Origin of the sequence: Nonomuraea sp. NPDC005692 (assembly GCF_040631115.1) — a bacterium.
In the GTDB taxonomy this organism is placed as follows: Bacteria; Actinomycetota; Actinomycetes; order Streptosporangiales; family Streptosporangiaceae; genus Nonomuraea.
The window spans coordinates 112,835-135,554 of record NZ_JBEXYU010000027.1; the positions used below are offsets into that span (position 1 = coordinate 112,835).

Genomic DNA, 22,720 nt, shown 5'->3' on the forward strand with positions numbered 1-22,720 from the left:
GGGTTCACAGTCCGATCTCGTGGCGCAGCTCCTGGGTGCCCGCCACCCAGTTGCCGACGTTCCAGCGGCCGTAGGAGGGAAGGCCCCCGTCGGGGTCGGGCCCGAAGTAGACGGGGACGTGCACGAGCGACAGGCCGGGGTGGGCGCGGGCCTTGTCGAGCGCCGCCCGCAGCTCCTCCGGGGTGGTGCCGCCGGACAGGGCGTTCACCCCGCTCACCGACGACGCCCAGGCCACGTAGTCGACGGCGACGTGGTCCCAGGTGGCGTGGTCCGTGCCGTACTGGGCGATCTGGAGGCTGGAGATGGCGGCCATCCGCCGGTTGTCCAGCACCACGACGCAGCCGGTCGCGCCGTGCGCCACGCCGTCGATCAGCACCTGGGGGTTCATGGTGAACGAGCCGTCGCCGGTCACCGCCACCCCGTACCAGTCGCGGCCGGACATCGCGGTGGCCAGCACCGCGCTGGTGGCGAACCCCATGTAGCTGGCACCGGCCTCGGTGAAGGACGCCTCGGGCTCGTCCTGGGCCGACATCTGGAAGCCGTACGCCTGGACGTCACCGGCGTCGAAGAACGTGACCGCCCGTGTCTCGGCCGCCCACTGCGCGACCGTGTGCACGGCGGCGGGCTGGGTGAGCACCTCGCGCTCCCAGACCGGGTCGTGCAGCCGGGGGCGGGCCAGGCGGGCCGCCTTGACCTCCTCCCAGGCCGCCCTGGCCGCCCGGCACTCGGCCAGCCACGGGCTGTCCCGGCGCGGGCTCCCGCCGGCCGCCCGCACGGCCTCGACCAGGGCGGCCAGGCTCAGCCGGGCGTCGCCGACCAGGGCGCTGGTACGGGCGTAGTGCGTGGCCGCGTCCAGGTCGGCGTTGATGTTGACGACGTGCCGGACGCCGGGATACCCAGTGCGTGAGGAGTCCGCCTGGCAGACCGAGCGGGTGCCCACGGCGACCAGCAGGTCGGCGTGCTCCATCGCGTGGTTGCCGCTCAGCGAGCCCTTGGCGCCGCCGACCATCATCTGGCGCGGATGGCCCGAGGGGATGATGCCGAGGCTGACCGGCGACATCACGAACACGCCGTCGACCAGGTCGGCCAGCTCCTCCAGCTCGGCCCGGCATTCCGTGGCGCCGCCACCCACCTTGACCACCACGCGTTCGGCCGCCAGCAGCCGGCGGGCGATCTCCGCGTACGACGTGGCGGGGTTGGCCTCGCCGAGCCGCGGCGGCGCGCCGACCGGGAGCTCGTCGAGGTTGAAGCCCCTGATCAGCTCCGGCTGGGTGTTCAGCGGCAGCAGCAGGTAGAAGGGCCCCGGCCGGTACGGGTGGTCCACCTGGTTGAGCCCGCGGCGCAGCGCCGTGGGCAGGGCGCGGGGCGTGTGCAGCGAGTAGGCCGGGCCCATCGTGGCCGCCAGCCGCAGGAACAGCCCCTGCTCGGCCCGCGGGATCTGCTGCATGTTGGGGCCTTCGTCCTCGGTGGTCTCGTCGCCGTAGAGGTGCCACACCCCCACGCCGTCGCTCGCCGCCACGAGCGAGCCGGCCATCGCCTGCAACGCTCCCGGCCCGATCGAGGTGACCACCGCCGCCTTCTCCCCCGTGACCCACCGCAACGCCGTTGCCGCGTGGGACGCCTCGGTCTCGTGCCGGACGGCGTAGGTCTGGACGACACCGGCGTCCTGGTAGACGCGCAACACCTCGCCCAGCTCGGTCGAGCCGTGGCCGAGCACCACGACGAACCGGGTCACCCCCTGCCTGACCAGCCCGAGGACGACGGCCTCCGCCATGGTCACGTCGGCCCTGCGCGGCAGCTCACCGCGGTCCAGGGCCTCCTCGAAGCCACCGGCGCGCGCGATCGCCGCCGCCCGCGCGACGCGTTCAGCAGTCATCCTGCTCGACTCCCCCTCCACCGTTCTCCTTCGACGTCGTCGACGTTGCGGTGAAACTACAACGCCGTTGATGTATCGGCAATACCTCGTATCGGAAAAGAGGGCATGAGGGGCAAAAAGGCGGATTTTGTTGTTCATCTGACAACAAGCACCAGGTCAGCGCCGTTCGGGCCCGGTGAGCTCGCGTATGCTTGCGGTCCCATGAGTGAGCAGTTGACGATCGGCGAGCTGGCCGCACGGACCGGGGTCGCCACCTCCGCGCTGCGTTACTGGGAGGAGCTCGGGCTGATCCCGGCGCCCGAACGCGTCTCGGGGCAGCGGCGTTATCCGCCGTCGGCGGCCGAGCTGGTCGCGATGATCCTGTTGCTGCGCGAGGTCGGCCTCACGCTGCGCGAGATCAGGACGTTCGTCGCGGCCCGGTCCGAGCCGGGCGACGGGTGGCGGGAGCTGTACCGGCGCAAACTCGCCGAGCTGGACGAGCGCATCGCCCGCGCCCAGGTGGCGCGCAACGCCATCGCGCACGGCATGGCCTGCCCGCACGAGAACGTCTTCGAGTGCCCCAACTTCACCGGCGCGGTCAGGGCGCGGCTGGCGGGGGCGTCCCTGGAAGAGGCCCACCAGCACTGAACGGCCGCGGCCGCCGCATGACCTGCGGCGGCCGCGGCGGTCGGGCGGTCAGGCGATGGGCTCGGGGGTGCGGCGGGGCAGGGTGAGGGTGACCAGGAGGCCGGCGATCATCACCGCCGCGGTGAGCAGGACGACCAGGAACTCGCCGTCCGCCGTGGCGGCGCGCAGGGCCTGGCCGGTCCGGCCCGTGGTGCCGAGGTCGGCGATGACGGTGAAGACGGCCAGGCCGATGGCGTTGCCGATGTTGAGCGCGGTGGAGGCGATGCCGTTGGCGACGCCCTGTTCGCGGGCGGGGGTGCCGGTGGCGGCGGCGATCCACATGGCGGTCCAGACGACGCCCTGACCCAGGCCGGAGACGACGAGACCGGGGACCAGCAGGCCGTACCCGGCGTCGGCGTCGAAGCCGAGGGCCAGGACGGCGGTCCCGGCGATGCCGACGGCGAAGCCGATCAGCAGCGTGGCCCGGGTGCCGATCCGGGTGGCCAGGCGTTCGCCGCCCTGGGTGCCGGCGGCGATGGCCAGCGACGGGATGAGGAAGGCCAGCCCGCTCTGCAGGGCGCTGTAGCCGTGGACGCTCTGCAGCAGCACGGTGAGGAAGTACGGCAGCACGCCGAACGTGGCCATGTAGACGAAGGTGACCAGCATGCCGACGGTCAGGCTGCGGTTGCGGAACAGCCGGAACGGCATGAGCGGATCCGCGCTGCGGGCCTCGACCAGCGCGAAGACCACCAGCAGCACGACGGCCACCGCGAAGGCGCCCGCGACCAGGGGGCTGCCCCAGCCCAGCTCGGGCCCCTCGACCAGGGCGAAGACCAGCAGCGTGGACCCGCCGGTCACGGTGAGCGCCCCCGGCATGTCGAACCTGCGCCGTTCCCGCCCGGCCGGGTCACGCGGGACGACGGCCAGCGCGGCCAGCGCGACCAGCCCGGCCAGGGGGACGTTGACGAAGAAGACGGCGGGCCAGCCGAAGTTCTCGGTGAGGACACCGCCGAGCAGCGCGCCGATCGTCAGCCCGCTGGCGCCCGCGCCACCCCAGACGGCCAGCGCCCGGTTGCGCTGCCGCCCCTCGGCGAACAGGCTGTTGAGCAGCGCCAGCGTCGAGGGCAGCAGCAGCGCCCCGCCGACGCCCTGCACCGCGCGGGCGACGATGATGACGACGGGTCCTCCGGCCAGCCCGCCCGCGAGCGAGGACAGCGCGTAGAGGGCCAGGGCGAGCACGAAGACGCGGCGGCGGCCGAGCAGGTCGGCCGCCCGGCCGCCGAACAGCAGGAAGCCGCCGGCGAAGACGACGTACGCGCTGACCACGAGCTGCTGGGTCTGGCCGGGGAAGCCCAGGTCGGCGCCGATCCGCGGGAGCGCGACGAAGACGATGTTGAGGTCGAGGGCGTAGATGAGCTGGGCCAGGGCGAGCAGCGCCAGGGTCCAGCCGAGCCGGGGCTTGACGCCGTCCGCGACGGCCGCGGGCAGCGTGGATGGTGTGGACATGGAACGCCCTTCGGAGGAAGCGGGCATGCAGCAGCCCGTCGCAAGAAACGATCGTACGAGGATTTACGTACGGTCGTACTATGCCAGACCGGAAGGGAATTGTTCGACAGTCGCGGTACAGTTGAACCATGGCTTTCCGTCATCCCGACCGCGACCGGATCCGGGTCGAAGACGTGCTGTCGGCCCTGGGGAACGGCGTGCGCCTGTCCGTCGTCCGCATCCTCGACGCCGGGGGTGAGCACAACTGCACCAGCGTCCTGAACACGCTGGGGATCACCGCGAAGTCGACCATGACCCACCATTGGCGGGTGTTGCGCGACAGCGGGGTGATCTGGCAGCAGCCGTCGGGCCGGGAGAACCTGCTCGTCCTGCGGCGCGAGGACCTGGACGCCCGCTACCCCGGCCTGCTCGACGCCATCCTGTCCGGCGCCCGCACCGACGACGCCACCCAGCGGCCCGACCGTCCCGGCCCGGCCGCCTGACCTGCCGTCTGCCGGGCTTCCGCCGCCTCACCTCCGTCCGCCGCTTCGCGCCGGTGGCGGCCGTGACCGCCGCCTGGCTGGAGGCCGCCCAGGCCGCCGCTGCCCGAGCCGATCGGTCTGAGCTCCGGCCTCGGCGACGGGGTGAGCGGCTCGTGATGCTGCCGGACGCCGCCATCGAGACCGTCACCCGGGAGCCGGACGGCACCATCGTGCTGCACCACCACGACACCCGCATCCGGCTCGGCGACCCGCAGCACGCTTCAGCTCACGTCCTGATCGGTTCCAGACATCGGGCGCGAAGAGGTGATCGGGTGGCTCCTATCCCTGGTAACCGGGGATGGAGAGCTCCGGGACGGTGCTGCCGGCGCAGCGGGCGCGCTGGTCGGCGGTGGGGGCGGCGTTGCGCATGCCCACGACCGGCACCGCGCGGCCGTCGGCGTAGGTGTTGTCGGACGCGGTGAAGGCCGCCGCGTCCCCGGCGACCTGGGAGACGTCGGGGCGGCCCGGGGTCCCGGCGAGCGGGTCGAGGAAGCGGTTGCCGAAGACGGCGATCGCCTGCTCGGCCCCGGTGCCGGGGAAGTTGCGCCAGTACATGATCCCGCTGTGGTCGGCGGCGGGCGTGACCGTGCGGATGTCGTAGACGTTGCCGCAGACGACGACGTCCTGGAAGACCTTGGGGGCGTTGGTCACGTCGTAGGTGTAGAGCAGCAGCGCGGTGCCGTACAGGAGGTTGCCGGCGATGGTCGCGCCGGTGCCGTTGCGCACCTTGAGCCCGCCCCTGGCGTCCTGGGGCCAGCCGCGCAGCCAGTTGCCGGTGATCTTGAGGCCGTCGAAGCCCCAGGCGTACACGCCGTGATCGCTCTTGGCCCGGCTGCGCGGGTCGCGGTTGACGATGTTGCCGGAGACGGTCGCGTTGATGTCGCCCTTGATGCTGATGCCGCGCTGGATGTGGCCGAGGGCGGCGGGCAGGCCGGTACGGCGGCGTACCTCGGCCAGGCGCGTCGCCGGGGCCTGCGACCAGGAGCGTCCGCCGGCCCAGGTGCTCAGCCATGCCGTCGAGGACAGGTCGGCGCCCAGGACGTTGCCGCTGATCGTCAGGTCGCGGGTGCGGTAGGTGAACAGCGGGGCGCCGCCGTCCACCTGCCGGTCCGACAGGAAGATCGAGTCCTGAACCTTGGCGCCCACCACGTTGGTGAGAGCCACGGCGACCTGGGCCGAGCTCGTCTGCTGCTCGTCGCCCCCGGTGGGCGTCTCCCCGTCGCCCATGCGGTTGACGAACACGCTGCGCCGGATGATCGGCCCGGTCTTGTAGGGGCTGTTGACGTCCAGGCGCAGCCCGTCGAACACCACGTTGTCCAGTACGGGCGTACGGTCCCACCGGTTGGCGTAGGTGGTGTCGGCGAGGGCCGCGTTGGTTGTGCTGCGCAAGATGGCGGGTGTGTCGGGGTCGCCGAGGATGGAGGCGGGCTTGCTCCAGTCGAGGCCGCCGGTGATGCGGTAGAGGCCGCCCGGCAGGTAGAGGCAGCGTCCCGAGGCGTACGCGGTGGTGATCGCCTGCTGCATGCTCGCGGTGTCGTCGGCCTGCCCGTCGCCCTTCGCGCCGGCGTCGGCGACGGCGTTCAGCACGCCACCCGAGCAGGCCGGGTCCGCGGCCACCGACTCCGGCACCGCAGGAGCGGCACCGGCCATGGCCGGCTCGGCACCGAGCCCCGACACGGCGACCACGCCCGCGACCAGCGCCTTACGCATCCGCCCTGGGTTGCTTGCTCGCATCGCCCGACTTCCTCCGGTTTCCCCCGACGCCGGCCGCGACGTGGTTGCCGCGTCCGCCCGTTCAGCAAGGTGATCTTGCCATACGCGGCCGCCGCTGGGGTGGCGTGTCAAGACGCCAAGGGCCCACGAGCGACGATCATCGAGCCCGGATCCCGGTCGCCATGTGGCCGGCGGCGGGCAACCGTCCGAGGTAGATGTGGGGATGGCGGGATCGGTCCTGGAAGACGGGGTGTGAGACGTACTGGGCCCGCGGCGCCGGGATCGACAGGTGCAGCCTCTTCATCGCCGTGGCGTGGTGGATGCGGTCGAACCCCTTCTCTTCGGTCAGGCGCCCGGCGTACAGCACGCCCAGCCGTCCTCCCTCTGGCGGGAGGGAACGGGCCGGGTATGGATCAGTTCGTCGGGGACGCCCCAGGGGGGATATGGACGATGCACGCGTTCTGGGCCGAATCGTGCAGAGCGGTCAGCCGGTCCGCCATGGCCGCGGTGGGGACGACGACTGCGCGGCTGGCGGCCACCGTCTCCACCAGGACGCGATGCTGGGTGGGATGGGCGGCGGCGAAGTCGTCTCGGACACGGTGCGCGGACGAGACCAGCCCGATGCCGGAGCCTGAGCTCCCACTGACTCTGCAGGACGCCCCGGCACGACGGCTCTGCATGGATACCCTCCTCCGAACATAGAAGGCGAACGTGGCTGATACCGACCTCGCGCGGGGACGTGCTCCTGCACCGTCTACGGCATCTCAGCCATCTCGCTGCCACTGACACCCCGGCCCACACGGTCCTGACCCCGTACGCAAACGCGGCCAAGCGCCCGCCGAAGGACCTGGAGCGGTCGAGGCGGCATCGCTCACAGCGACTGGCTGGCCGCCGGCCATGAGGATGGTTCCTGGTCAATTGCGGCCTCGCTGCCGTCGGGTCGGCCGGGCAGCTCGCCATGCAGCCTGGCGAAGATTTGCCCCTTGTGCTGGCGCAAGACGATTCGTCCGCGACAGCCCTGCTCGCACCAGTATCCGATCGACGCCATCTCACCGCGGTTCTGTCCCGCGTGCAGGGTGGTTGCCTCGTCGCTGTCGCGGCGCTGCTCAGGGCGTCGGGGACGTGAGGAAGGCCCGAGGGCTAGATCAGCCAGCTGGCCCTTTGGGGCCCACACTGGTCCCAGTGAGAAGGAAGCCCTCGGATGGCCTCACACCTTGTATTGCGAGGAAGGCGGAAAGGCTAGAGAACTTTTCGAAGTGAGAAGGAAGCCCTTCCATAGCCTCGCGATCATCACCCTATCAGCCGGGGATCAGCTGGTGCAGAGTCGCCGGTGTGTAAACCCGGGCACCGGGCGGTGGATCGGCCGGCGCATGCAGTCCGATGTAGGTGGTGTGATCCCCCGTCTGGGGCTTGGCCCGCAGCAGGTCGACCAGGTGGCGTACGCGCAGGTGGTCGCGTTCCACGATGGAGCGCACCAGCAGAGCGGTGGTCACCCGGTTGCCCTCCACCTGGTTGAACCCCGGGTGGCCCTTGAGGTAGAGATGCAGCCACTTCACCCGCCAGCCGCCGTCGTCACCACGCAGGAAGGCCAGCGGTAGCGCGACGCGGCCCGCGCCACGCAGGTCGGATTTCATCCGTACCGTGCGCGGCTCGAACGGCAGGCCCTGCTGGTCGGCGTCCCTGGTCAGGTAGCCGAAGAACGCCTCTGCGGCCTCGTCGAAGGCCTCGCCGGCGAAGATGTTGACCTGCGGAATGATGATCGGCTTGGTCGCCTGGGCGAGACGGATGTTGATGAACTCGCTCGCCCCGTCGGGAGCCTGGGTGAGGTCGCCGGAGTATTGGGCGAAGTCGTTGCCGTAGTTCGTCCACGAGATGTGCTCGGGCGCGCCGTAGGCGGCGTCCAGCATCAACGCGGACAGGTCGTAGTCGGTACGCCGCTCGGCCTGCCGCCAGTAGATGAAGAAGCGCAGCAGCTCACCGTCCACACGGGTGAGCGAGCCGCGCGGCAGCATGCCGAGCCCAGGAGTGACGGCCTTGGCGGACAACGGCAGGGCGACGTCGAGCATCTCGGGGTCGACGATCAGCCGGCCGGGGGCCGGCAGCCGGCGGATGATCTCCTTGTCCAGGATGGCCGCGGCCCGCGTCACGATGTCGCCCGCCAGCGGTGGCCGCTGGTCGTCGGTCGCCCAGGCCCGGCCGTTCCGGTTGACGAACACGCGACCGGGCGCGGGGATGAGCCGGTTGGTCAAGTGCTCGCGCAGCGACAGCAGGACTCGCCCCGACGCGCTCGCCGCGGCCTTCTCGGCAGCTTCCAGCACGGGTTCCAGCACGGGTTCCAGCACGGATGCCGGTGCGGTCGCCGCGGTGCCGGTGCGCAGCAGGTGGTCCAGGCGGCGCAGCAGTGCGCCCGGCGTGTTCTGCAGCAGGTCGACGGCTGTGCCGGTACGTCCCTGCGCCAGGGCCGCCTCCACCCGGCTGCCGAGACTGCTCACGCGGCGTGCGCCTCGCGCGGCTTCAAAGACGTGCGCGGCGTGCGGGAACTGCGGGTATTCGTGGGGGTGCAGCCGTTCGCCGAGCCGCTTCCACTGCTCCCGGTGGGAAGGCACGTCGCCGAGCTTGGCGGGAGAGGCGACCGCGTCCAGGGCCTGCAGGAGGGCGCGGCGCTCGGCCCGGCGGAAGGAGCGGAACCTGGTCGGGGCGGCCAGCGTGACGTCGCCGCCGGAGGCGGCGCAGGCGAGTCTGAGCACGTCGGTGACCGTGTCGACGAGCAACGGACGGCCGCCTGCCAGGCGGGCCTCGTTGATGACGGCACGGTTCTCGCGTACCGGGATGGTGTCAGGTTCGGCGGCGCAGGAGGCGGCCAGGATGCGCAGCGCGGTCAGGTCCTCCGCCGGCAGCGGCACCGTCGAGCCCGCCAGCGACAAGTAGAGCTCACGCGTCTCCGACTCCAGGCTGCCGCCAAGGTCCAGGACGGTCACCCGGTCGCCGGCCAGCGGGATCAACTCGGCGTGCGCGGCCAGCAGGTCGGCGTAGGTGTGCTGGTAGCGGCCATAGCCGGGCAGCGCCAGCAGGTTCAGTGCGGACGGTCTCGACGAGCGCCGGAGCCGTTCCACGGCGGCGGGGTCGAGCATGGCCTCGCGCAGCAGAGCGGCCCAGAACTCCAGCGTGTCCGGCACGTTCTTGGGGAAGTCGAGAAAGTAGGCGTTGTGCTCGACATGGTCGCCGACCAGCGTACGCACGGCTGCCAGGATCCGGACGCCGAGATCGATGACGGTTTCACCGCGCAGCTCTGACAGGCGTTCCAGCAACGGCGCCGAGCAGGTGAAGCCGACACTCAGCAGCGCGACGTCGAGCTGACGCGCGGCGACCTGTCCCCACTGCTGCGGGGCTTGCCCGGAGCCGGTGGGAACGCTGCCGATGGGAACTCGCAGACGGCGGGAAATGACGAGCTTTTCCAGATCCTCCACATCGGCACCATAGTGGTGAAGCGTGCCAGTCCACCGCTGCATTTCTCCCACGGCGATCATGCGCGAACCCGGCCGAAGGTTGGACGGTGGCCCATGGGGCGAGACGACCTAGGTCGCCTCCATGAATCAGGCGTCAGCGCCGGGCGTCAGAACCCCACGCCCCGATATCGAACACTGCCCCAGGTCCGACAGGCGCCGGCGCGCGTCCGGAGGGGAGCACTGATGCTGGTGTTCGGCATGAGGAGCGGACGGCTCAGGCGTGCCTGAGCGGGCATGGGCTGATCGGGTCGTAGGCGGCGAAGGTCCGCAGATGGTTGGGAAGGGTGGCGTCCAGTCGCCGAGCTGGCCAGATGGGGCGGATTTCGCCACTCGAGCGGTGTCAGATCCCAGGGCGGCGTCATCGACGTGACATGTTGGGATGTCACGTCGGTGACCACCGCCCGGTCGGCTCTAGCGACCGAGATGTCTTACTCTCCCGGGCCGAGTTCCGTGACATGTGCGTCCAGCACGCCACCGTTTTCCAGCAGGGGGGTTCCGGCGCGTACATTGCTGTCATGTTGCTGCGCGCCGGCCGGGTCGCCGTGAGCGTGGTCGCGCTGGTGCTGGCGGCTGCCGCCGCCTTTCCGCTGGACGCCCTGGGCCCGCGGCCCGGAGCCGGCGGTTGCCCGATCTCGCCCGCCGGCAGATGGGAGGGCGGTGACCGGCCCGGGGAGCTGGTGCCCGCCGACGGCGCGGTGTCGGTGACGATGTGCGAGCTGCCCCTGCCGCATTGGCAAGGGCAGACTGGAGTGCCGGTCAGGAGACTCACCGCCGGGGTCGGCGCGATGGTCTCCGAGCTCAACGGGTTGCCCACGCGCGACGTGCTGGAGTCCGAGCTGCGCCGGCGCGAGTCGGCCAAGGGGCGCGTTCTGGGCGACGACCTCCACCTCGGCGAGGTCTGCGCCCCCGTCGGCTACGGCACCAGCCTGTCCTTCGTCGTGCACTACGGGGACGTGCGCCGGCCCGCCGTCGTGCTGGTCGATCGCAACTGCGGCACCGCCCGGTACGCGGGCCGGACGCGGTTCGGCAACCCGGGCGACGCCTTCCTCCGCCTCTACCGGGCGCAACTGGAGGCGCGGCCGACGCCCGTGTCGCTTCCCGGCTGCGCGGCCGAGCTGTCGGCCGCCGACATGTACCTGACCCGACCAGCCTGCCGGTATCGGCTCGACGGGGACGTGCTGCGGCTGCGGGCCCGGACCCGCGTCCCCGATGATCTTGAATCCGTGCGTTCGCTGATCAACGTCGCGATGGCCGTGAACACGGTGACCGACCGTGGCGGAACGGAGAGCGTCACCAACGCCACCGACTGCGGGCTCGGCAGGTTCACCCGCCCGGCCGCCCTCGACGTGGTGTGGGTGGGCGAGACCACCGGCGCCATCGCCGAGGTGCGGGTCTGGCGCGCACCCTGCCGGGCCGTGTACGCCGGATCGACGGGCGGCAGGATCCCCACCGCGGAACTGCTGTCCCGCCTGGACGCCTGGCTGGGGCGCCGATGAACCTCGGGGGCGTGGTCAGGCGGATCTGACGGCGGAGATGTCGAATTCCAGGGTGATCCGGTCGGAGATCATCACGCCGCCGGTCTCCAGCGCGGCGTTGTACGTCATGCCGAAGTCCTTGCGGTTGATCGCCGTGCCGCCCTCGAAGCCGACCCTGGTCACGCCCTGGGCGTCGACGGCGGTGCCGGTGTAGTCGAGCGGGACGGTGATCTGCCGGGTCACCCCGCGGATCGTCAGGTCGCCGGTGACCTCGAAGGCGTCGCCGCCCGCGTGCTTGACGGACGTGGACTCGAAGGTGATGTGCGGGTGGGCGGCGGCGTCGAGGAAGTCGCCGGTGCGCAGGTGGCCGTCGCGCATCTGGTTGCCGGTCTGGATGCCCGCCACGTCGAGCACCACGCGGACGGCGGAGGCCGCGGGGTTCGCCGCGTCCAGGCGGGCGGTGGCCTCCTGGAGGGGGATGCTGCCGCGCACCTTGGTCACCATGGCGTGGCGGGCGACGAACCCGAACCGGCTGTGGGCCGGGTCGAAGGTGTAGTCGCCGCTCAGCTCGCTGGGGTACATGTCGCGCTCCAATTAGTTCAGCACTGGAATATTCGGCACGACAGTACATAGATTTATTTCAGCACGCAACCTTCCAGTACGATCGGGGCATGACCCGCTGGCTCAACGACGACGAACAGCAGGCGTGGCGCAGGTTCGGGCTGGCCACCCGCCTGTTGACCGACCGCCTGGAGCGCGACCTGATGGCGGCCGCCGACATGCCGCCCACCTACTACGAGCTGCTCGTCCTGCTGTCGGAGGCTCCCGGGCGCACGATGCGCATGAGCGAGCTGGCGCAGTGGACCAACTCCAAGCCGAGCCGCATCTCGCACGCGGTCAACAAGCTGGAGCAGAAGGGGTGGGTGCGCCGGGAGCACTACGCCGGCGACCGGCGCGGGTGGCTGGCCGTGCTCACCGACGACGGGCTCGCCGCGCTCCGGGCGGCCGCCCCGAAGCACGTGGCCAGCGTCCGCGAGCACCTGGTCGACCTGCTCACCGAGGAACAACTGCGGCAACTCGCCGACATCAGCCAGGTCCTGCTCGACCACCTCACCGAGCAGGAGTGAGGGCATCCGGTCAGCCCGCGCCCGGCCGTCTCGCCGGGCGAGGGGTGACGCGTCCGGCCGGGTCCTGCTCGGTCACCTCACCGGGCGAGGCGGGACGCGTCCGGCCGGGTCCTGTGCGGTCATCTCACCGGGCGGGGGTGACGCGTACGGGCGGGTCGGTGGTGAAGGCCGCCAGCGCGTCCGGGTCCGGTGTGACGCCGACGCCGGGGCCGTCGGGCACCGTGATGGAGTCGCCGGTCAGCTCGATCGGCGCGGTGATGTCGCGCTCGTAGTAGCGGGCGGTCGCCGAGATGTCGCCCGGCAGCGTGAAGCCGGGCAGGCTGGCCAGCGCCAGGTTAGCCGTCCGGCCGAGCCCGGTCTCCAGCATCCCGCCGCACCACACCGGCACGTCCGCGGCCAGGGCCAGGTCGTGGATCCGGCGGGCCTCCAGGTAGCCGCCGACCCGGCCGGGCTTGATGTTGATGATCGAGCAGGCGCGGGCCCTGATCGCGGCGGTGGCGGAGCGGGCCGAGGTGATCGACTCGTCCAGGCAGATGGGGGTGTCCATGCGGGCGGCGAGCCGGGCGTGGCCGTCCAGGTCGTCCGGGGCGTAGGGCTGCTCCAGCAGGGTCAGGCCGTAGGCGTCCAGGCGGGCCAGGTGGCGGGCGTCGGCGGGGGTGTAGGCGGTGTTGGCGTCGGCGGTGAGCATCAGGCCGGGGCCGAACGTCTCGCGCACCAGCCGCACCGGCTCCAGGTCCCAGCCGGGCTCGATCTTGAGCTTGATCCGGGCGTACCCGGCGCCGATGTGCCGGTCCACGGTGTCGAGCAGGTCGTCGAGGGTGGCGGCGATGCCGACGGACACGCCGACGCGCACGCTGGACCGTACCCCTCCCAGGTGGGCGGCGAGCGACAGGCCTCGCGCCTTGAGCACGGCGTCCAGGACGGCCGTCTCGACGGCGGCCTTGGCCATCGGATGGCCGCGCAGGTGCGCCAGCGCGGGCGCGACGCCGGCCGGGTCGAGATTTGGCACCGCGAACAGGGCGGGCAGCAGGAAGCGGCTGATGAGGTCGGCCGCGCCCTCCAGGTACTCGGGGCTGTAGGTGGGCTCGTCGTCGGCCACGCACTCGCTCCAGCCCTCCTCCCCCTCGGCGCCGCGCACGCGCACCAGCAGCGCCCTGCGCACGGTCTGCGTGCCGAGCGAGGTGCGGAACGGGGTGATCAGGGGCAGCGCGACGGTGCGCAGCTCGGCTTCGGTGATCCTCATGCCGCGCGCTCCAGCACGTACCAGCCGTCCCTGGTGAAGGCGGCGATCCGGTAGCCGCGGGCGAGCGCGCCGCCCAGGGCGGCCCGCTGGGCGGTCCGCCACCGCGCGGCCTCCCCGGGCTGCTCGCGCCGCAGCCGTTCGGCGTCGGCGGGCGTGGCGCAGCGCAGCACGGACGCGCCGCCCGGCTCGCGCGGCGCCCCGGTCTCGTCGAGGATCACCTCGGCCTTCTCGGTCCCGTCGGCGACGAACGACTCCGGGGCCGGGGCCGGGTGCACGGGCCAGTGGGCGAACAGGCGGTCGGTGACGTCACCGCCGTTGATGCCGTCGTTCATCGGCCCGTAGAAGTCGGGCACGTACCGCTCGGCGCGCGCGCCGAGCCTGGCGAGGTTGAAGAAGGCGTTGCGGCGTACGAGCGGGTCGAAGGTCCAGGAGATGGAGTTCAGGCCGCGTTCGGCGGCCCACGCGCGCTGGTGCGCCTTGATCGCCTGGCCGATCCCCCGGCCCCGCGCCTCGGCGGCCACGCCCACGACGTGGGAGTGCAGGCTGCCCCCCTCGGCGAGGAACCCGGAGGCGGCGGCGACGAGCGAGCCGTCGAGGAAGGCGCCGCCGACGTAGCCGCCGGTGTGCTCAAGGGCGCACATGAGGTCGACGGCGACCGGCGGGTCGTCGCCCGCCCTGGTGTTCCAGACGCGGCGTAGCAGCTGGTCGGCGGCCTGGAACTCGGAGGTCCCGTGGAGGATGCGGATTTCGAGCATGGCACCAGCATTCCGCCGGACCGCCGCCGGATCGTTGGCGCGCAAGCCCAACTTCAGCCGCCGCCGTTTGTGCCGGACGCCGGGCTCCGGCCGCTGCTCGTGCCGGACGTCCCGATCTCGGCCAGCCGCAGCTGAAGGCCCAGCACGAGCCGGACGTCGGGGTCGTCGAGCGCGATCAGCTCGCCGATGCGGCGCAGCCGGTACCTGAGCGTGTTGGGGTGCAGCGACAACGCCTCCGCGGCCCTGGGCACGTCGTAGTGGGCGGCCAGCCAGGCCCGCAGGCTGCGGACGTAGTCGGTGCCGTGCCCGGCGTCGTGCTCGGCCACCAGGGACAGCGGCTCGCCGGCCGGCGCCGGACCGGACCGCATCGAGGCCGCCGCGTCCATCAGGAACAGCGCGGCGGCCAGCTCCTCGTGCAGGCCCACCTCGCCGCCCGCGAACGGGCCGCCCATCGCGAGCAGCGCCTCGTCGGCCTGCCGGGCGGCGGCGGGGATCTGCCCGAGCGAAGCGGCGACCCGTCCGACACCCGCCCGCCAGTGCCCGCCGAGCCGGTCGGTGATCCGGCCGAGGGTCTCGGCGGTGACGCGCCGCAGCAGCGCGGTCCCGGCGCCGGCCGCCACGATCGCGTACGTCCGGCCGTCCACGGCGCCGACGGCGGCCCTGATCCGGTAGACGGCGTAGGCGGTGCGCAGCAGGTCGGCGGCGTGCGTGGCGGCGAAGACGTCGGTCCGCCCGGCCGGGTCCCCGGTGGCCACGACCCTGATCGGCTCGTCCGGGCGCAGGCCGAAGGAGGCGGCCAGCTCGCCGGCCGGGCCGACGCCGCGCAGCAGCCGGCCCACCCACTCGTCCCTGGCCCGGCGGGCCTCGTCGGCGGCCAGGCTGAGACGGGCCAGATGCGGGGCGGCGGTCCTGGCGGCCTCGGCGAGCACGGCGGCGGCGTCGGGCGCGAGCGGCTCGTCCGCCTGGATGGCCCAGATCGTGCCGAGCGCCTCGCCCCTGGCCCGGACCGCGATGGCCAGCCGGGGCAGGTACTCACGCGGCTCGTGGCTCCACACGGCCTCCTCGCAGCGCAGGACGGCGGCGTACTCCTCGGCGTTCGTCGGGTGCTCGGGCACGCGCCGGCCGAGGATGCCCTCCCTGCGCAGGTCGTCGATCGGCTGGCCGATCGTGGAGTAGGCCAGGACGCGCATGGCCAGGTCCTCGATGGCCACCGCGCCCCCGACGCGGGCGGCGACCTGGTTGGCCAGCGCGAACAGGTCGCCCGCCTGGCCGCCGCCCAGGTCCGCGGCCGGGGCGACGAGCGCGAGCAGCGCGTCCACCAGGGCGTAGAGCTGGCCCCAGGCCAGGCCTGGCGCCGCGGCCAGCAGCGCCACGCCCGCGCCGCGGGCCGCCTCGGTCAGCGCGGCGGCGTCGCCGATCCCGGCCCGCACGACGACCGCGCTGACGCCCGCCCCGGCCGCGCTCTCCAGCAGGGACGGCTCCGGCTTACCGGTGGCCAGCAGCAGCGCTCCGGCGTAGGCGGCCATCGGCTCGTCGGAGCCGTGGATGACCGGCGCGCCCACCATGGCCTGGCGGCCGGCCGGCAGGCACAGCGCGCTCACCGTCTCCGCGCCGAGGCTGTCGAGCAGCACGCCGAGCGTCACCCGGCCCTGGCCGCTCACGCCCGGCCCCCGCGCAGGAGGCGTCCGTGCCGGCCGCCGGTGAACTCGCCGTCGTCGATCACCATGCGGCCGCCCAGCAGCACGTGGGTGACACCGGCCGGACGGGTGCCGGGCTCGTCGTAGGTGCCGTCGTGGCGGATGGCCGCGGGGTCGAACACGCACACGTCGGCCACCGCTCCCCTGCCCAGCCAGCCCCGGTCGGCCAGGCCGAACTGGGCCGCGGTGGCCGAGCCGACCTTCCTGATCGCCTCGGCCATCGGCACGAGCCCGCGCTCGCGCACGTACTCGCCGAGGAAGGTGGGGAAGGTGCCGTACGTGCGCGGATGGCTCGGCCCGTCGGGCGGCCCGCCGTCCGAGCCGATCGACACGAGGGGGTGCCGCATGATCCGGGTGACGTCGTCGTCGTGCATGGTGTGGAAGACGCCGTCGGCGTGCGGGTCGGCCATGAGCAGGTCGCACAGCGCGTCCCAGGGCTCGCGGCCGTCCAGCAGGCCGGCCAGCGAGCGGCCGGTGACGCCGGGGGAGGCGTGCCGCAGCAGCCGCACGTCCTCGGGGTGCGTCTCCCGCCACAGGCCGACGCCGGTCGTGCGCTCCGGGTCCTCGGCCAGCGCGCGCAGCGCCCGCCGTTCCTCGGGGTCGGCCAGCCTCCTGCGCAGCTCCGGCTCGCCACCTTCGCAGGCCGCGGGCGGCAGCAGCGCGACCAGCCCGGTGCAGAACGCCCGGTACGGGTAGACGTCGGCCCGCACGTCCACCCCGTTGACCCGGGCGGCGGTCAGCTTGTCCAGCAGCATGGCCGACGAGCCGTGCACGGCCCGGCCCGACGCCTTGCAGTGGGAGACCTGCAGCCGCACCCCGGCCGCCGCCGCCACCTCGACGGCCTCGTCCAGCGCGCCGGCCAGCCCCTCGCTCTCGCTGCGCAGGTGGGTGGCGTAGACGAGGTTCCAGCGCCGGGCCGCGCGGGCCAGCGCGATCAGCTCGCCGGTGCCGGCATAGGCGCCCGGCACGTACTCCAGGCCGCTGGACAGCCCGCACGCGCCCGCGGCGAACGCCTCCTCGGCCAGCTCGGTCATCCGTTCCAGCGCGCCGGGCGGCGGCGCGGCGTCCATGCCGCAGACGGCCGTCCGGAGCGTGTTGTGGCCGACGAGAGCGGCCAGGTTGTTGGTCGTGCCCTCCCGCTCCACGGCGTCGAGGTAGCCGCCGAAGGTGGTGAAGGCGTGCTCGCCGAAGATCCCGGGGGTGAAATGGGCCGACTCCGGGTCGGCCGGCCCGCAGGAGAAGCCGCAGTTCCCGATGATCTCGGTGGTGACGCCCTGCCACAGCTTGAACGGCTGCGCCCCGGCCATGAACGGCACGGTGTCGGAATGGCTGTGCGGGTCGACGAATCCGGGCGCGACGACCATGCCGTCCACGTCCACCACGCGGGCGGCCGGGCCGAGGTCGCGGCCGGTCGCGGTGACGCGTCCGCCGCCGATCGCCACGTCCGCGGTACGGCCGGGCGAGCCGAACCCGTCGTGCAGGGTGCCGCCGCGCAGGATGAGGTCGTGCATGCAGGTATTACCTTTCCCGGGTACGAGATGCGTCGGTCATGTCAGGGGACGGCCGCCACCAGGCGCCTGGTGTAGTCGTGGGCGGGGGCGTCCAGGACGGCGGAGGTCGTCCCCTCCTCCACGACCGCGCCCTTCAGCAGCACCACGGTCCTGGCGGCGACCTGGCGGACGACCGCCAGGTCGTGGGTGATGAACAACATCCCGGTGCCCAGCTCCCGGCCGATGCCGCGCAGCAGTTCGAGCACGTGCGCCTGGACCGACACGTCCAGGGAGGCTACCGGTTCGTCGCAGATGAGCAGCGCGGGCCGGACGGCCAGGGCCCGGGCGATGGCGACGCGCTGGCGTTCGCCGCCGGACAGCGCCTTGGGGCGGCGGGCGGCGTACGCGGCGGGCAGGCCCACCAGCTCCAGCAGCTCGCCCACGCCCATCCGGTCGGCGGGCGCGGCCCTGGCGATCGCCTCGGCCAGCGTCGCGCCGACGGTCATGGCGGGGTTGAGCGAGGTGGAGGGGTCCTGGAAGACGCACTGGACGAGCCGGTGCACACGGGCCCGCTCGCGCGGGTCCAGGGCGGCGCGGTCGGTGACGTCGAGACCGGCGAGCCGGATCCGGCCGCCGTCGGGGGTGAGCAGGCCGAGCACCGAGCGGGCCAGCGTGGTCTTCCCCGAGCCGGACTCCCCCACCAGGCCGACGGTCTCGCCCGGGTTCACGTGCAGGCTGACGCCGCCGAGGGCGGTGTGGGCGCCGTACCGTTTGCGCAGGTCCTCGATGTGCAGCAGCGGTTCGCCGGCGGCCGGGGCGGCGGGGAGCGCGGCCTCGCGCACCGCCGGGCGGGCGGCCCCGGCGGTGTCGTGCACGCAGGCGGTCAGCCGGTCACCGCCGATCGGGCGCAACGGCGGCCGGGCCGCGGTGCAGGCGTCGGCGACCCGGTCGCAGCGGGTGGCGAAGGCGCAGACGCCGGCCACCGCGTCCGCCCGCGGCACGGCGCCCGGGATGCCCACCAGGCGCTCCAGCGTGCGTTCCGCCGAGGGCAGCGCGCCCAGCAGCCCCGCGGTGTACGGGTGCGCGGGCGTCGCGGCCAGCTCAGGGCCGGGCCCCTGCTCGACGACGCGCCCGGCGTACATGACGGCGACCCGGTCGCAGACGGCGAACGCCACGCGCAGGTCGTGGGTGATGAGCAGCACGCCCATGCCCCGCGCCTCCTGCACGCGGCGCAGCAGCGCCAGGATCTCGTGCTGGGTGGTGGCGTCCAGCGCGGTGGTGGGCTCGTCGGCGATGAGCAGCTCGGGGTCGCCGGCCAGCGCGGCGGCCAGGGCGACGCGCTGCCGCATGCCGCCCGAGAGCTGGAAGGGGTAGCGCCCGGCCACGGCGGGGTCGTCGATGCCGACCTCGGCGAGCCTGCGGGCGATCTCCTGCCGGGACGTGCGCCCGCGCAGGGTCTCGGCGATGTGCGCGCCGGCCGTGCACAGCGGGTTGAGCATGGCGAAGGGGTCCTGCATGAGCAGCGAGATCCGCCGTCCGCGCACACCGCGCAGCAGCCGCTCGGACGCGCCGACGAGCTGCGCGCCGCCGACCTCGACCGACCCCTCGGCGCGCAGACCGCGCGGGAGCAGGCCGACGAGGGCGCGGGCGGTCAGGGACTTGCCGCTGCCGGACTCGCCGACCAGCCCGACGGTCTCGCCCGCGGCGACCGTCAGGTCCACGCCGTCCACGAGCACCCGGTCGCCGACGACCCGCAGGCCGCGTGTCTCAAGCATCGGAGAGCCTCTCGAAGAGCTGGTCGCCCAGCAGGGTGGCGGCGGTGGCGGCGATGGTGACCAGCGCGGCGGGCACCACCGCGGCCCACGGGTTGAGGTCGAGCAGGCCGCGGTTCTCCTCGATCATCAGCCCCCAGTCGGGTGTGCCGGCCGGCAGGCCGATGCCCAGGAAGGACAGACCGGACAGCGCGACCAGCGCGGCGACGAAGCTGAGCAGCGCGCCGGCCACGACCGTGGGCGCGATGTTGGGCAGCAGGTGCCTGAACATGATCCGGGTACGGCTGAGCCCGAGCGTGCGGGCCGCCTCGGCGTAGGCCAGCTCGCGCTGGGCCATGGTGAGGCTGCGCACCACCCGGATGTCGCCGGGCGTGAACAGCACCGCCATCGCCAGCACCGCCCAGCCGATGCCGCCGCCCAGCACGCCCACCAGGACGATCAGCATGAGCAGCCCCGGCATCGCGATGAGCAGGTCGACCACCCGCATCATGACGGCGTCGATCCAGCCGCGGCGGTAGCCGGCCAGCAGCCCGAGCGAGGTGCTCATCGCGCACGTGCCGAGCGCGACGACGAGCGGCCACAGCAGCGCCGAGCGGGCGCCGGCCAGGCAGCGCGACAACACGTCCCGGCCCAGCTCGTCGGTGCCCGCCCAATGGGCCCAGCTGGGCATCGTCGCGCCGAGCGCGAGGTCCTGCGCGGCCGGGTCGTAGGGCGCGATCCACGTTCCGAACAGGGCGGCGAACGCCATCAGCGCGAGGATCCCGCCCGACAGCAGCGTCAGCGGCCCCGGCCTGGACCGGCGCAGCCGCCGCGCCCGTCCGCCGAGGCGCACGGTGCCCGTCACGACGCTCACGCGGCCACCGCCCCGTGGCGCACCCGCGGGTCCACCGCGAGGTAGGCCAGGTCGATCAGCAGGTTGACGGCGACCACCACGGCGCCTCCCATCAGGACGAGCGCCTGGACGACGGGCAGGTCCTTCTGCCCGACGGCGCTGACGAGCAGCTCGCCGACGCCGTGCAGCCCGAAGGCCCGTTCGACGAACAGCGCGCCGGTGAGGTTGGCGGCCAGCAGCAGGCCGCCGACCGTGAGGACGGGCAGCGCGGTGTTGCGCAGCGCGTACCCGATCCAGTAGCGGGCCCGGCCGACCCCGCGCGCCCTGGCGAAGGTCATGAAGTCCTGCCCGGCCAGGTCGAGCGCGGCCGCCCGCATCTGCCTGATGACGACCGCCGCCTGCCCGGTGGCCAGCGCGATCGCGGGCAGCGTCAGGTGCGCGACCCGCTCGGCGAACGTCTCGCCCGCGCCGAAGACGGGGAACCAGCCGAGGGTGACGGCGAAGCCGTACAGCAGCAGGATGCTCATCGCGAACGGCGGGATCGCGAGGCCGACCAGCGCGGAGAGCGTGATGCCCCGGTCGAGCGGGCCGCCCCTGCGCATGGCGGCGGCCAGCCCGGCGGGCAGGCCGACGGCGAGGGTGAGGAGGATCGCGTAGCCGGCCAGGCCGGCGGTGACGGGCAGCCGGTCGGCGATGACGCTCGTGACGGGTTCGCGGCTGTAGAGGGAGGCGCCGAAGTCGCCGCGCACGGCGTCACCGAGCCAGGTGGCGTAGCGGACCGGCAGCGGGTCGTCGAGGTGGTACTGCGCGCGGACGGCGGCGCGCGACTCCGCGGTGGAGGGCCGCGGCCCCAGCAGGACCTGCTCCGGGTCCCCCGGAGCGAGCGCCAGCAGCGCGTAGGTGAGCACGGACAGCACGCCGAGCAGGAGCAACGCGGCGGCCAGGCGGCGGGCGACGAAGGCCATCAGGCACCGGCCGCCGGGCGGATGGTGCTGAAGACGTTCATGGTCCAGGTGCCGAACTGGCCGGTGAACCGCTTGCGCAGCGCGATGGCGGCCTCCTTGGTGTAGAGCGGCACGTACGGCACCTGGTCGGCGATCTCGGCCAGCACCTCCGTGACGGCGGCGGCACGGTCCGCGCCCTCGTACTTGCCGAGGTCGTCGAGCCGGGCGTCCATCTCGGCCGAGCCGTAGCCGCTGAAGTTGAAGCCCTGGGGCCCGGCCGAGGCGCGGCTGACCAGGTCGGGCAGCACCTCGCCCGGGTCGGGGGTGCCGTAGAGCAGGTCGACGAGCTGCAGCGGGGTGTCCTGGTGGCTGAACATGCGCTGCCGGTACTGCTCGGTGGGCAGCGGCTGGAGGTCGAGCTTGACGCCGATCACCGCCAGGTCGGCGGCGATGGCCTGGAGCGCCTTGACGTCGTCGCTCCCGCTGTCGTACGGCGCGGCCAGGGTGAAGCCCTCGGGGTGGGCCGACTTGGCCAGCTCGGCCTTGGCGGCGTTCACGTCGTGGGGGTAGGCGGGCAGCTTGGGCGGCGTGCCGCCGTACAGCGCGGCGATCTGCGGCTTGGGCAGCATCAGGTCGGCGATGCCGCCGTGGCCGCTGGTCATGAGCGTGGCCAGCGCGTTCCGGTCGAGGGCGTGGGCGATGGCGCGGCGTACGTGCACGTCCTTGAGCGGACCCTGGCGGACGCCGAGTGACAGGTAGGCGATGTTGTTGGCCGGGTAGAAGGTGGTGGTGACGCCGGGCAGGGCGCTCCACTTGCGCGTCTCGCTGACCTGGATCTCGTTGGTGCCGTCCACCTCGCCGGAGGAGACGGCCAGGCGCAGCGTCTCGGGGTCGCCGATCGCCTTGAGCTCGATCCTGCGCAGCGCCGGCTTGGGGCCCCAGTACAGCTCGTTGCGCTCCAGCGTCACCCCGGAGGTGAGCGAGAACTTCGTGACCTTGAACGGGCCGGAGCCGAGGGTGCCGACCTCGGGCGAGCCGAGGTCCTTCGGGTGCGCGGCGGCCAGCTTCTTCGGGACGATCTGCCAGGCCAGCGCGGCGGTGGCCAGGAAGGTCGCGCTGGGCTTGCTCAGGGTGACCTTCACCGTGCGCGGGCCGGTGACCTCGACCTTCTTGACCTGCGTGACGTAGCTGGCGGCCTGGGACGTCACGGCGGGGTCGAGGTGGCGGGTCAGGGAGTAGGCGGCGTCCTCGGCGGTGACAGGCGTGCCGTCGCTGAACCTCGGGCCCTCGCGCAGGGTGAAGACGTACGTGCGCGGGTCGGGATGGGTCCAGGAGGCTGCGATGCTCGGGATGACCCTGCCGTCCGGGCCGAGGGTCACCATCGTGTCGAGGACGGCGAACTGCACGGTCGTGGAGGCGTCGTTGAAGCCGTGGGCGATGTCGAGGCTGTTGGGGGCCGTCCCCGTCGCCCAGCGGAGCGTGTCGGGGGCCGCGCCGGAGCTCGCGGCTCCGGCGCAGCCGGCCACCAGCACGAGCAGGGCGCCCGTCGCGAGCCTGGCGAGCGCGGTTGCGGATGTCATGGAACCACCTCGGGGAGTGAGCGGGGGGAATAGTCGGACGCTAGAAGCCCGGCCTCCCTCGTTCACTGACCCGGCAG

The 22,720-nt window shown here is 73.1% G+C and carries 18 protein-coding genes; 4 read left to right on the top strand and 14 right to left on the bottom strand.

The window, feature by feature from the left end:
• Window positions 1-4 precede the first annotated feature (4 nt).
• Complete coding sequence (locus tag ABZ459_RS38915) at window positions 5-1,876, bottom strand: thiamine pyrophosphate-dependent enzyme (protein ID WP_357981629.1); 1,872 nt, start codon at window positions 1,874-1,876, stop codon at window positions 5-7.
• 201 nt (window positions 1,877-2,077) lie between these two features.
• Here ABZ459_RS38915 and ABZ459_RS38920 point away from each other — a divergent pair, with 201 nt between their 5' ends.
• A complete protein-coding gene (locus ABZ459_RS38920) occupies window positions 2,078-2,503 on the top strand; it encodes a MerR family transcriptional regulator (RefSeq protein WP_357981631.1) in 426 nt (141 codons plus the stop codon).
• A gap of 48 nt (window positions 2,504-2,551) precedes the next feature.
• Here the strand turns inward: ABZ459_RS38920 and ABZ459_RS38925 are convergent, their stop codons facing one another.
• The gene (locus ABZ459_RS38925; RefSeq protein ID WP_357981633.1) at window positions 2,552-3,988 is read right to left on the bottom strand and encodes an MFS transporter; all 1,437 of its coding nucleotides are present in this window, start codon (window positions 3,986-3,988) and stop codon (window positions 2,552-2,554) included.
• Between the two features lie 128 nt (window positions 3,989-4,116).
• On the opposite strand from ABZ459_RS38925, the gene ABZ459_RS38930 reads away from it, so the two are divergent.
• Entirely contained in the window at window positions 4,117-4,470 is a 354-nt protein-coding gene (locus ABZ459_RS38930; RefSeq protein ID WP_357981636.1) for a helix-turn-helix domain-containing protein, read from the top strand.
• 318 nt (window positions 4,471-4,788) lie between these two features.
• Here the strand turns inward: ABZ459_RS38930 and ABZ459_RS38935 are convergent, their stop codons facing one another.
• The 3 genes from ABZ459_RS38935 to ABZ459_RS38945 form a co-directional block, all read right to left on the bottom strand.
• Complete coding sequence (locus ABZ459_RS38935; RefSeq protein WP_357981639.1) at window positions 4,789-6,219, bottom strand: glycosyl hydrolase family 28-related protein; 1,431 nt, start codon at window positions 6,217-6,219, stop codon at window positions 4,789-4,791.
• Between the two features lie 160 nt (window positions 6,220-6,379).
• Complete coding sequence (locus ABZ459_RS38940) at window positions 6,380-6,589, bottom strand: hypothetical protein (protein ID WP_357981641.1); 210 nt, start codon at window positions 6,587-6,589, stop codon at window positions 6,380-6,382.
• Window positions 6,590-7,520: 931 nt separating this feature from the next.
• Window positions 7,521-9,689 carry a hypothetical protein gene (locus ABZ459_RS38945; RefSeq protein WP_357981644.1) on the bottom strand — a complete coding sequence of 723 codons (2,169 nt, stop codon included), beginning with the start codon at window positions 9,687-9,689 and terminating at the stop codon, window positions 7,521-7,523.
• 554 nt (window positions 9,690-10,243) lie between these two features.
• Between ABZ459_RS38945 and ABZ459_RS38950 the strand changes: the two genes are divergently transcribed.
• Entirely contained in the window at window positions 10,244-11,224 is a 981-nt protein-coding gene (locus ABZ459_RS38950; RefSeq protein ID WP_357981647.1) for a hypothetical protein, read from the top strand.
• A gap of 15 nt (window positions 11,225-11,239) precedes the next feature.
• On the opposite strand, the gene ABZ459_RS38955 is transcribed toward ABZ459_RS38950, so the two are convergent.
• Window positions 11,240-11,785, bottom strand: coding sequence for a YceI family protein (locus tag ABZ459_RS38955; protein WP_357981650.1), 546 nt, complete (start codon window positions 11,783-11,785; stop codon window positions 11,240-11,242).
• A gap of 89 nt (window positions 11,786-11,874) precedes the next feature.
• On the opposite strand from ABZ459_RS38955, the gene ABZ459_RS38960 reads away from it, so the two are divergent.
• Window positions 11,875-12,330 carry a MarR family transcriptional regulator gene (locus tag ABZ459_RS38960; protein ID WP_357981653.1) on the top strand — a complete coding sequence of 152 codons (456 nt, stop codon included), beginning with the start codon at window positions 11,875-11,877 and terminating at the stop codon, window positions 12,328-12,330.
• A 124-nt stretch (window positions 12,331-12,454) separates the two neighbouring features.
• Here ABZ459_RS38960 and menC read toward each other — a convergent pair whose 3' ends face one another.
• Genes menC through ABZ459_RS39000 form a run of 8 tightly spaced genes read right to left on the bottom strand, consistent with a single transcriptional unit; the run spans window position 12,455 to window position 22,643 of the window.
• The gene (gene menC, locus ABZ459_RS38965) at window positions 12,455-13,573 is read right to left on the bottom strand and encodes an o-succinylbenzoate synthase (protein ID WP_357981656.1); all 1,119 of its coding nucleotides are present in this window, start codon (window positions 13,571-13,573) and stop codon (window positions 12,455-12,457) included.
• A complete protein-coding gene (locus ABZ459_RS38970; RefSeq protein WP_357981659.1) occupies window positions 13,570-14,328 on the bottom strand; it encodes a GNAT family N-acetyltransferase in 759 nt (252 codons plus the stop codon). The genes menC and ABZ459_RS38970 overlap by 4 nt, the downstream gene beginning before the upstream one ends.
• A 53-nt stretch (window positions 14,329-14,381) precedes the next feature.
• The gene (locus ABZ459_RS38975) at window positions 14,382-15,989 is read right to left on the bottom strand and encodes a helix-turn-helix domain-containing protein (RefSeq protein WP_357981662.1); all 1,608 of its coding nucleotides are present in this window, start codon (window positions 15,987-15,989) and stop codon (window positions 14,382-14,384) included.
• On the bottom strand, window positions 15,986-17,536 hold the full coding sequence (locus ABZ459_RS38980; RefSeq protein WP_357981665.1) for an amidohydrolase family protein: 1,551 nt from the start codon (window positions 17,534-17,536) through the stop codon (window positions 15,986-15,988). The genes ABZ459_RS38975 and ABZ459_RS38980 overlap by 4 nt, the downstream gene beginning before the upstream one ends.
• Before the next feature lie 41 nt (window positions 17,537-17,577).
• Entirely contained in the window at window positions 17,578-19,290 is a 1,713-nt protein-coding gene (locus ABZ459_RS38985) for an ABC transporter ATP-binding protein (RefSeq protein WP_357981668.1), read from the bottom strand.
• Complete coding sequence (locus ABZ459_RS38990) at window positions 19,283-20,140, bottom strand: ABC transporter permease (RefSeq protein ID WP_357981671.1); 858 nt, start codon at window positions 20,138-20,140, stop codon at window positions 19,283-19,285. Before ABZ459_RS38990 ends, ABZ459_RS38985 begins: the two co-directional genes overlap by 8 nt.
• Complete coding sequence (locus ABZ459_RS38995; protein WP_357981674.1) at window positions 20,137-21,084, bottom strand: ABC transporter permease; 948 nt, start codon at window positions 21,082-21,084, stop codon at window positions 20,137-20,139. Before ABZ459_RS38995 ends, ABZ459_RS38990 begins: the two co-directional genes overlap by 4 nt.
• Entirely contained in the window at window positions 21,084-22,643 is a 1,560-nt protein-coding gene (locus ABZ459_RS39000) for an ABC transporter substrate-binding protein (RefSeq protein ID WP_357981676.1), read from the bottom strand. Before ABZ459_RS39000 ends, ABZ459_RS38995 begins: the two co-directional genes overlap by 1 nt.
• Between the last annotated feature and the right edge of the window lie 77 nt (window positions 22,644-22,720).

Bases quoted from the DNA above. Each gene is read 5' to 3' on its own strand.
- ABZ459_RS38925 (WP_357981633.1), bottom strand. From the start codon at position 3,988: ATGTCCACACCATCCACGCTGCCCGCGGCCGTCGCGGACGGCGTCAAG.
- ABZ459_RS38930 (WP_357981636.1), top strand. From the start codon at position 4,117: ATGGCTTTCCGTCATCCCGACCGCGACCGGATCCGGGTCGAAGACGTG.
- ABZ459_RS38920 (WP_357981631.1), top strand. From the start codon at position 2,078: ATGAGTGAGCAGTTGACGATCGGCGAGCTGGCCGCACGGACCGGGGTC.
- ABZ459_RS38935 (WP_357981639.1), bottom strand. From the start codon at position 6,219: ATGCGTAAGGCGCTGGTCGCGGGCGTGGTCGCCGTGTCGGGGCTCGGT.
- ABZ459_RS39000 (WP_357981676.1), bottom strand. From the start codon at position 22,643: ATGACATCCGCAACCGCGCTCGCCAGGCTCGCGACGGGCGCCCTGCTC.
- ABZ459_RS38915 (WP_357981629.1), bottom strand. From the start codon at position 1,876: ATGACTGCTGAACGCGTCGCGCGGGCGGCGGCGATCGCGCGCGCCGGT.
- ABZ459_RS38960 (WP_357981653.1), top strand. From the start codon at position 11,875: ATGACCCGCTGGCTCAACGACGACGAACAGCAGGCGTGGCGCAGGTTC.
- ABZ459_RS38985 (WP_357981668.1), bottom strand. From the start codon at position 19,290: ATGCTTGAGACACGCGGCCTGCGGGTCGTCGGCGACCGGGTGCTCGTG.
- ABZ459_RS38950 (WP_357981647.1), top strand. From the start codon at position 10,244: ATGTTGCTGCGCGCCGGCCGGGTCGCCGTGAGCGTGGTCGCGCTGGTG.
- ABZ459_RS38955 (WP_357981650.1), bottom strand. From the start codon at position 11,785: ATGTACCCCAGCGAGCTGAGCGGCGACTACACCTTCGACCCGGCCCAC.
- ABZ459_RS38995 (WP_357981674.1), bottom strand. From the start codon at position 21,084: ATGGCCTTCGTCGCCCGCCGCCTGGCCGCCGCGTTGCTCCTGCTCGGC.
- menC (WP_357981656.1), bottom strand. From the start codon at position 13,573: ATGAGGATCACCGAAGCCGAGCTGCGCACCGTCGCGCTGCCCCTGATC.
- ABZ459_RS38970 (WP_357981659.1), bottom strand. From the start codon at position 14,328: ATGCTCGAAATCCGCATCCTCCACGGGACCTCCGAGTTCCAGGCCGCC.
- ABZ459_RS38980 (WP_357981665.1), bottom strand. From the start codon at position 17,536: ATGCACGACCTCATCCTGCGCGGCGGCACCCTGCACGACGGGTTCGGC.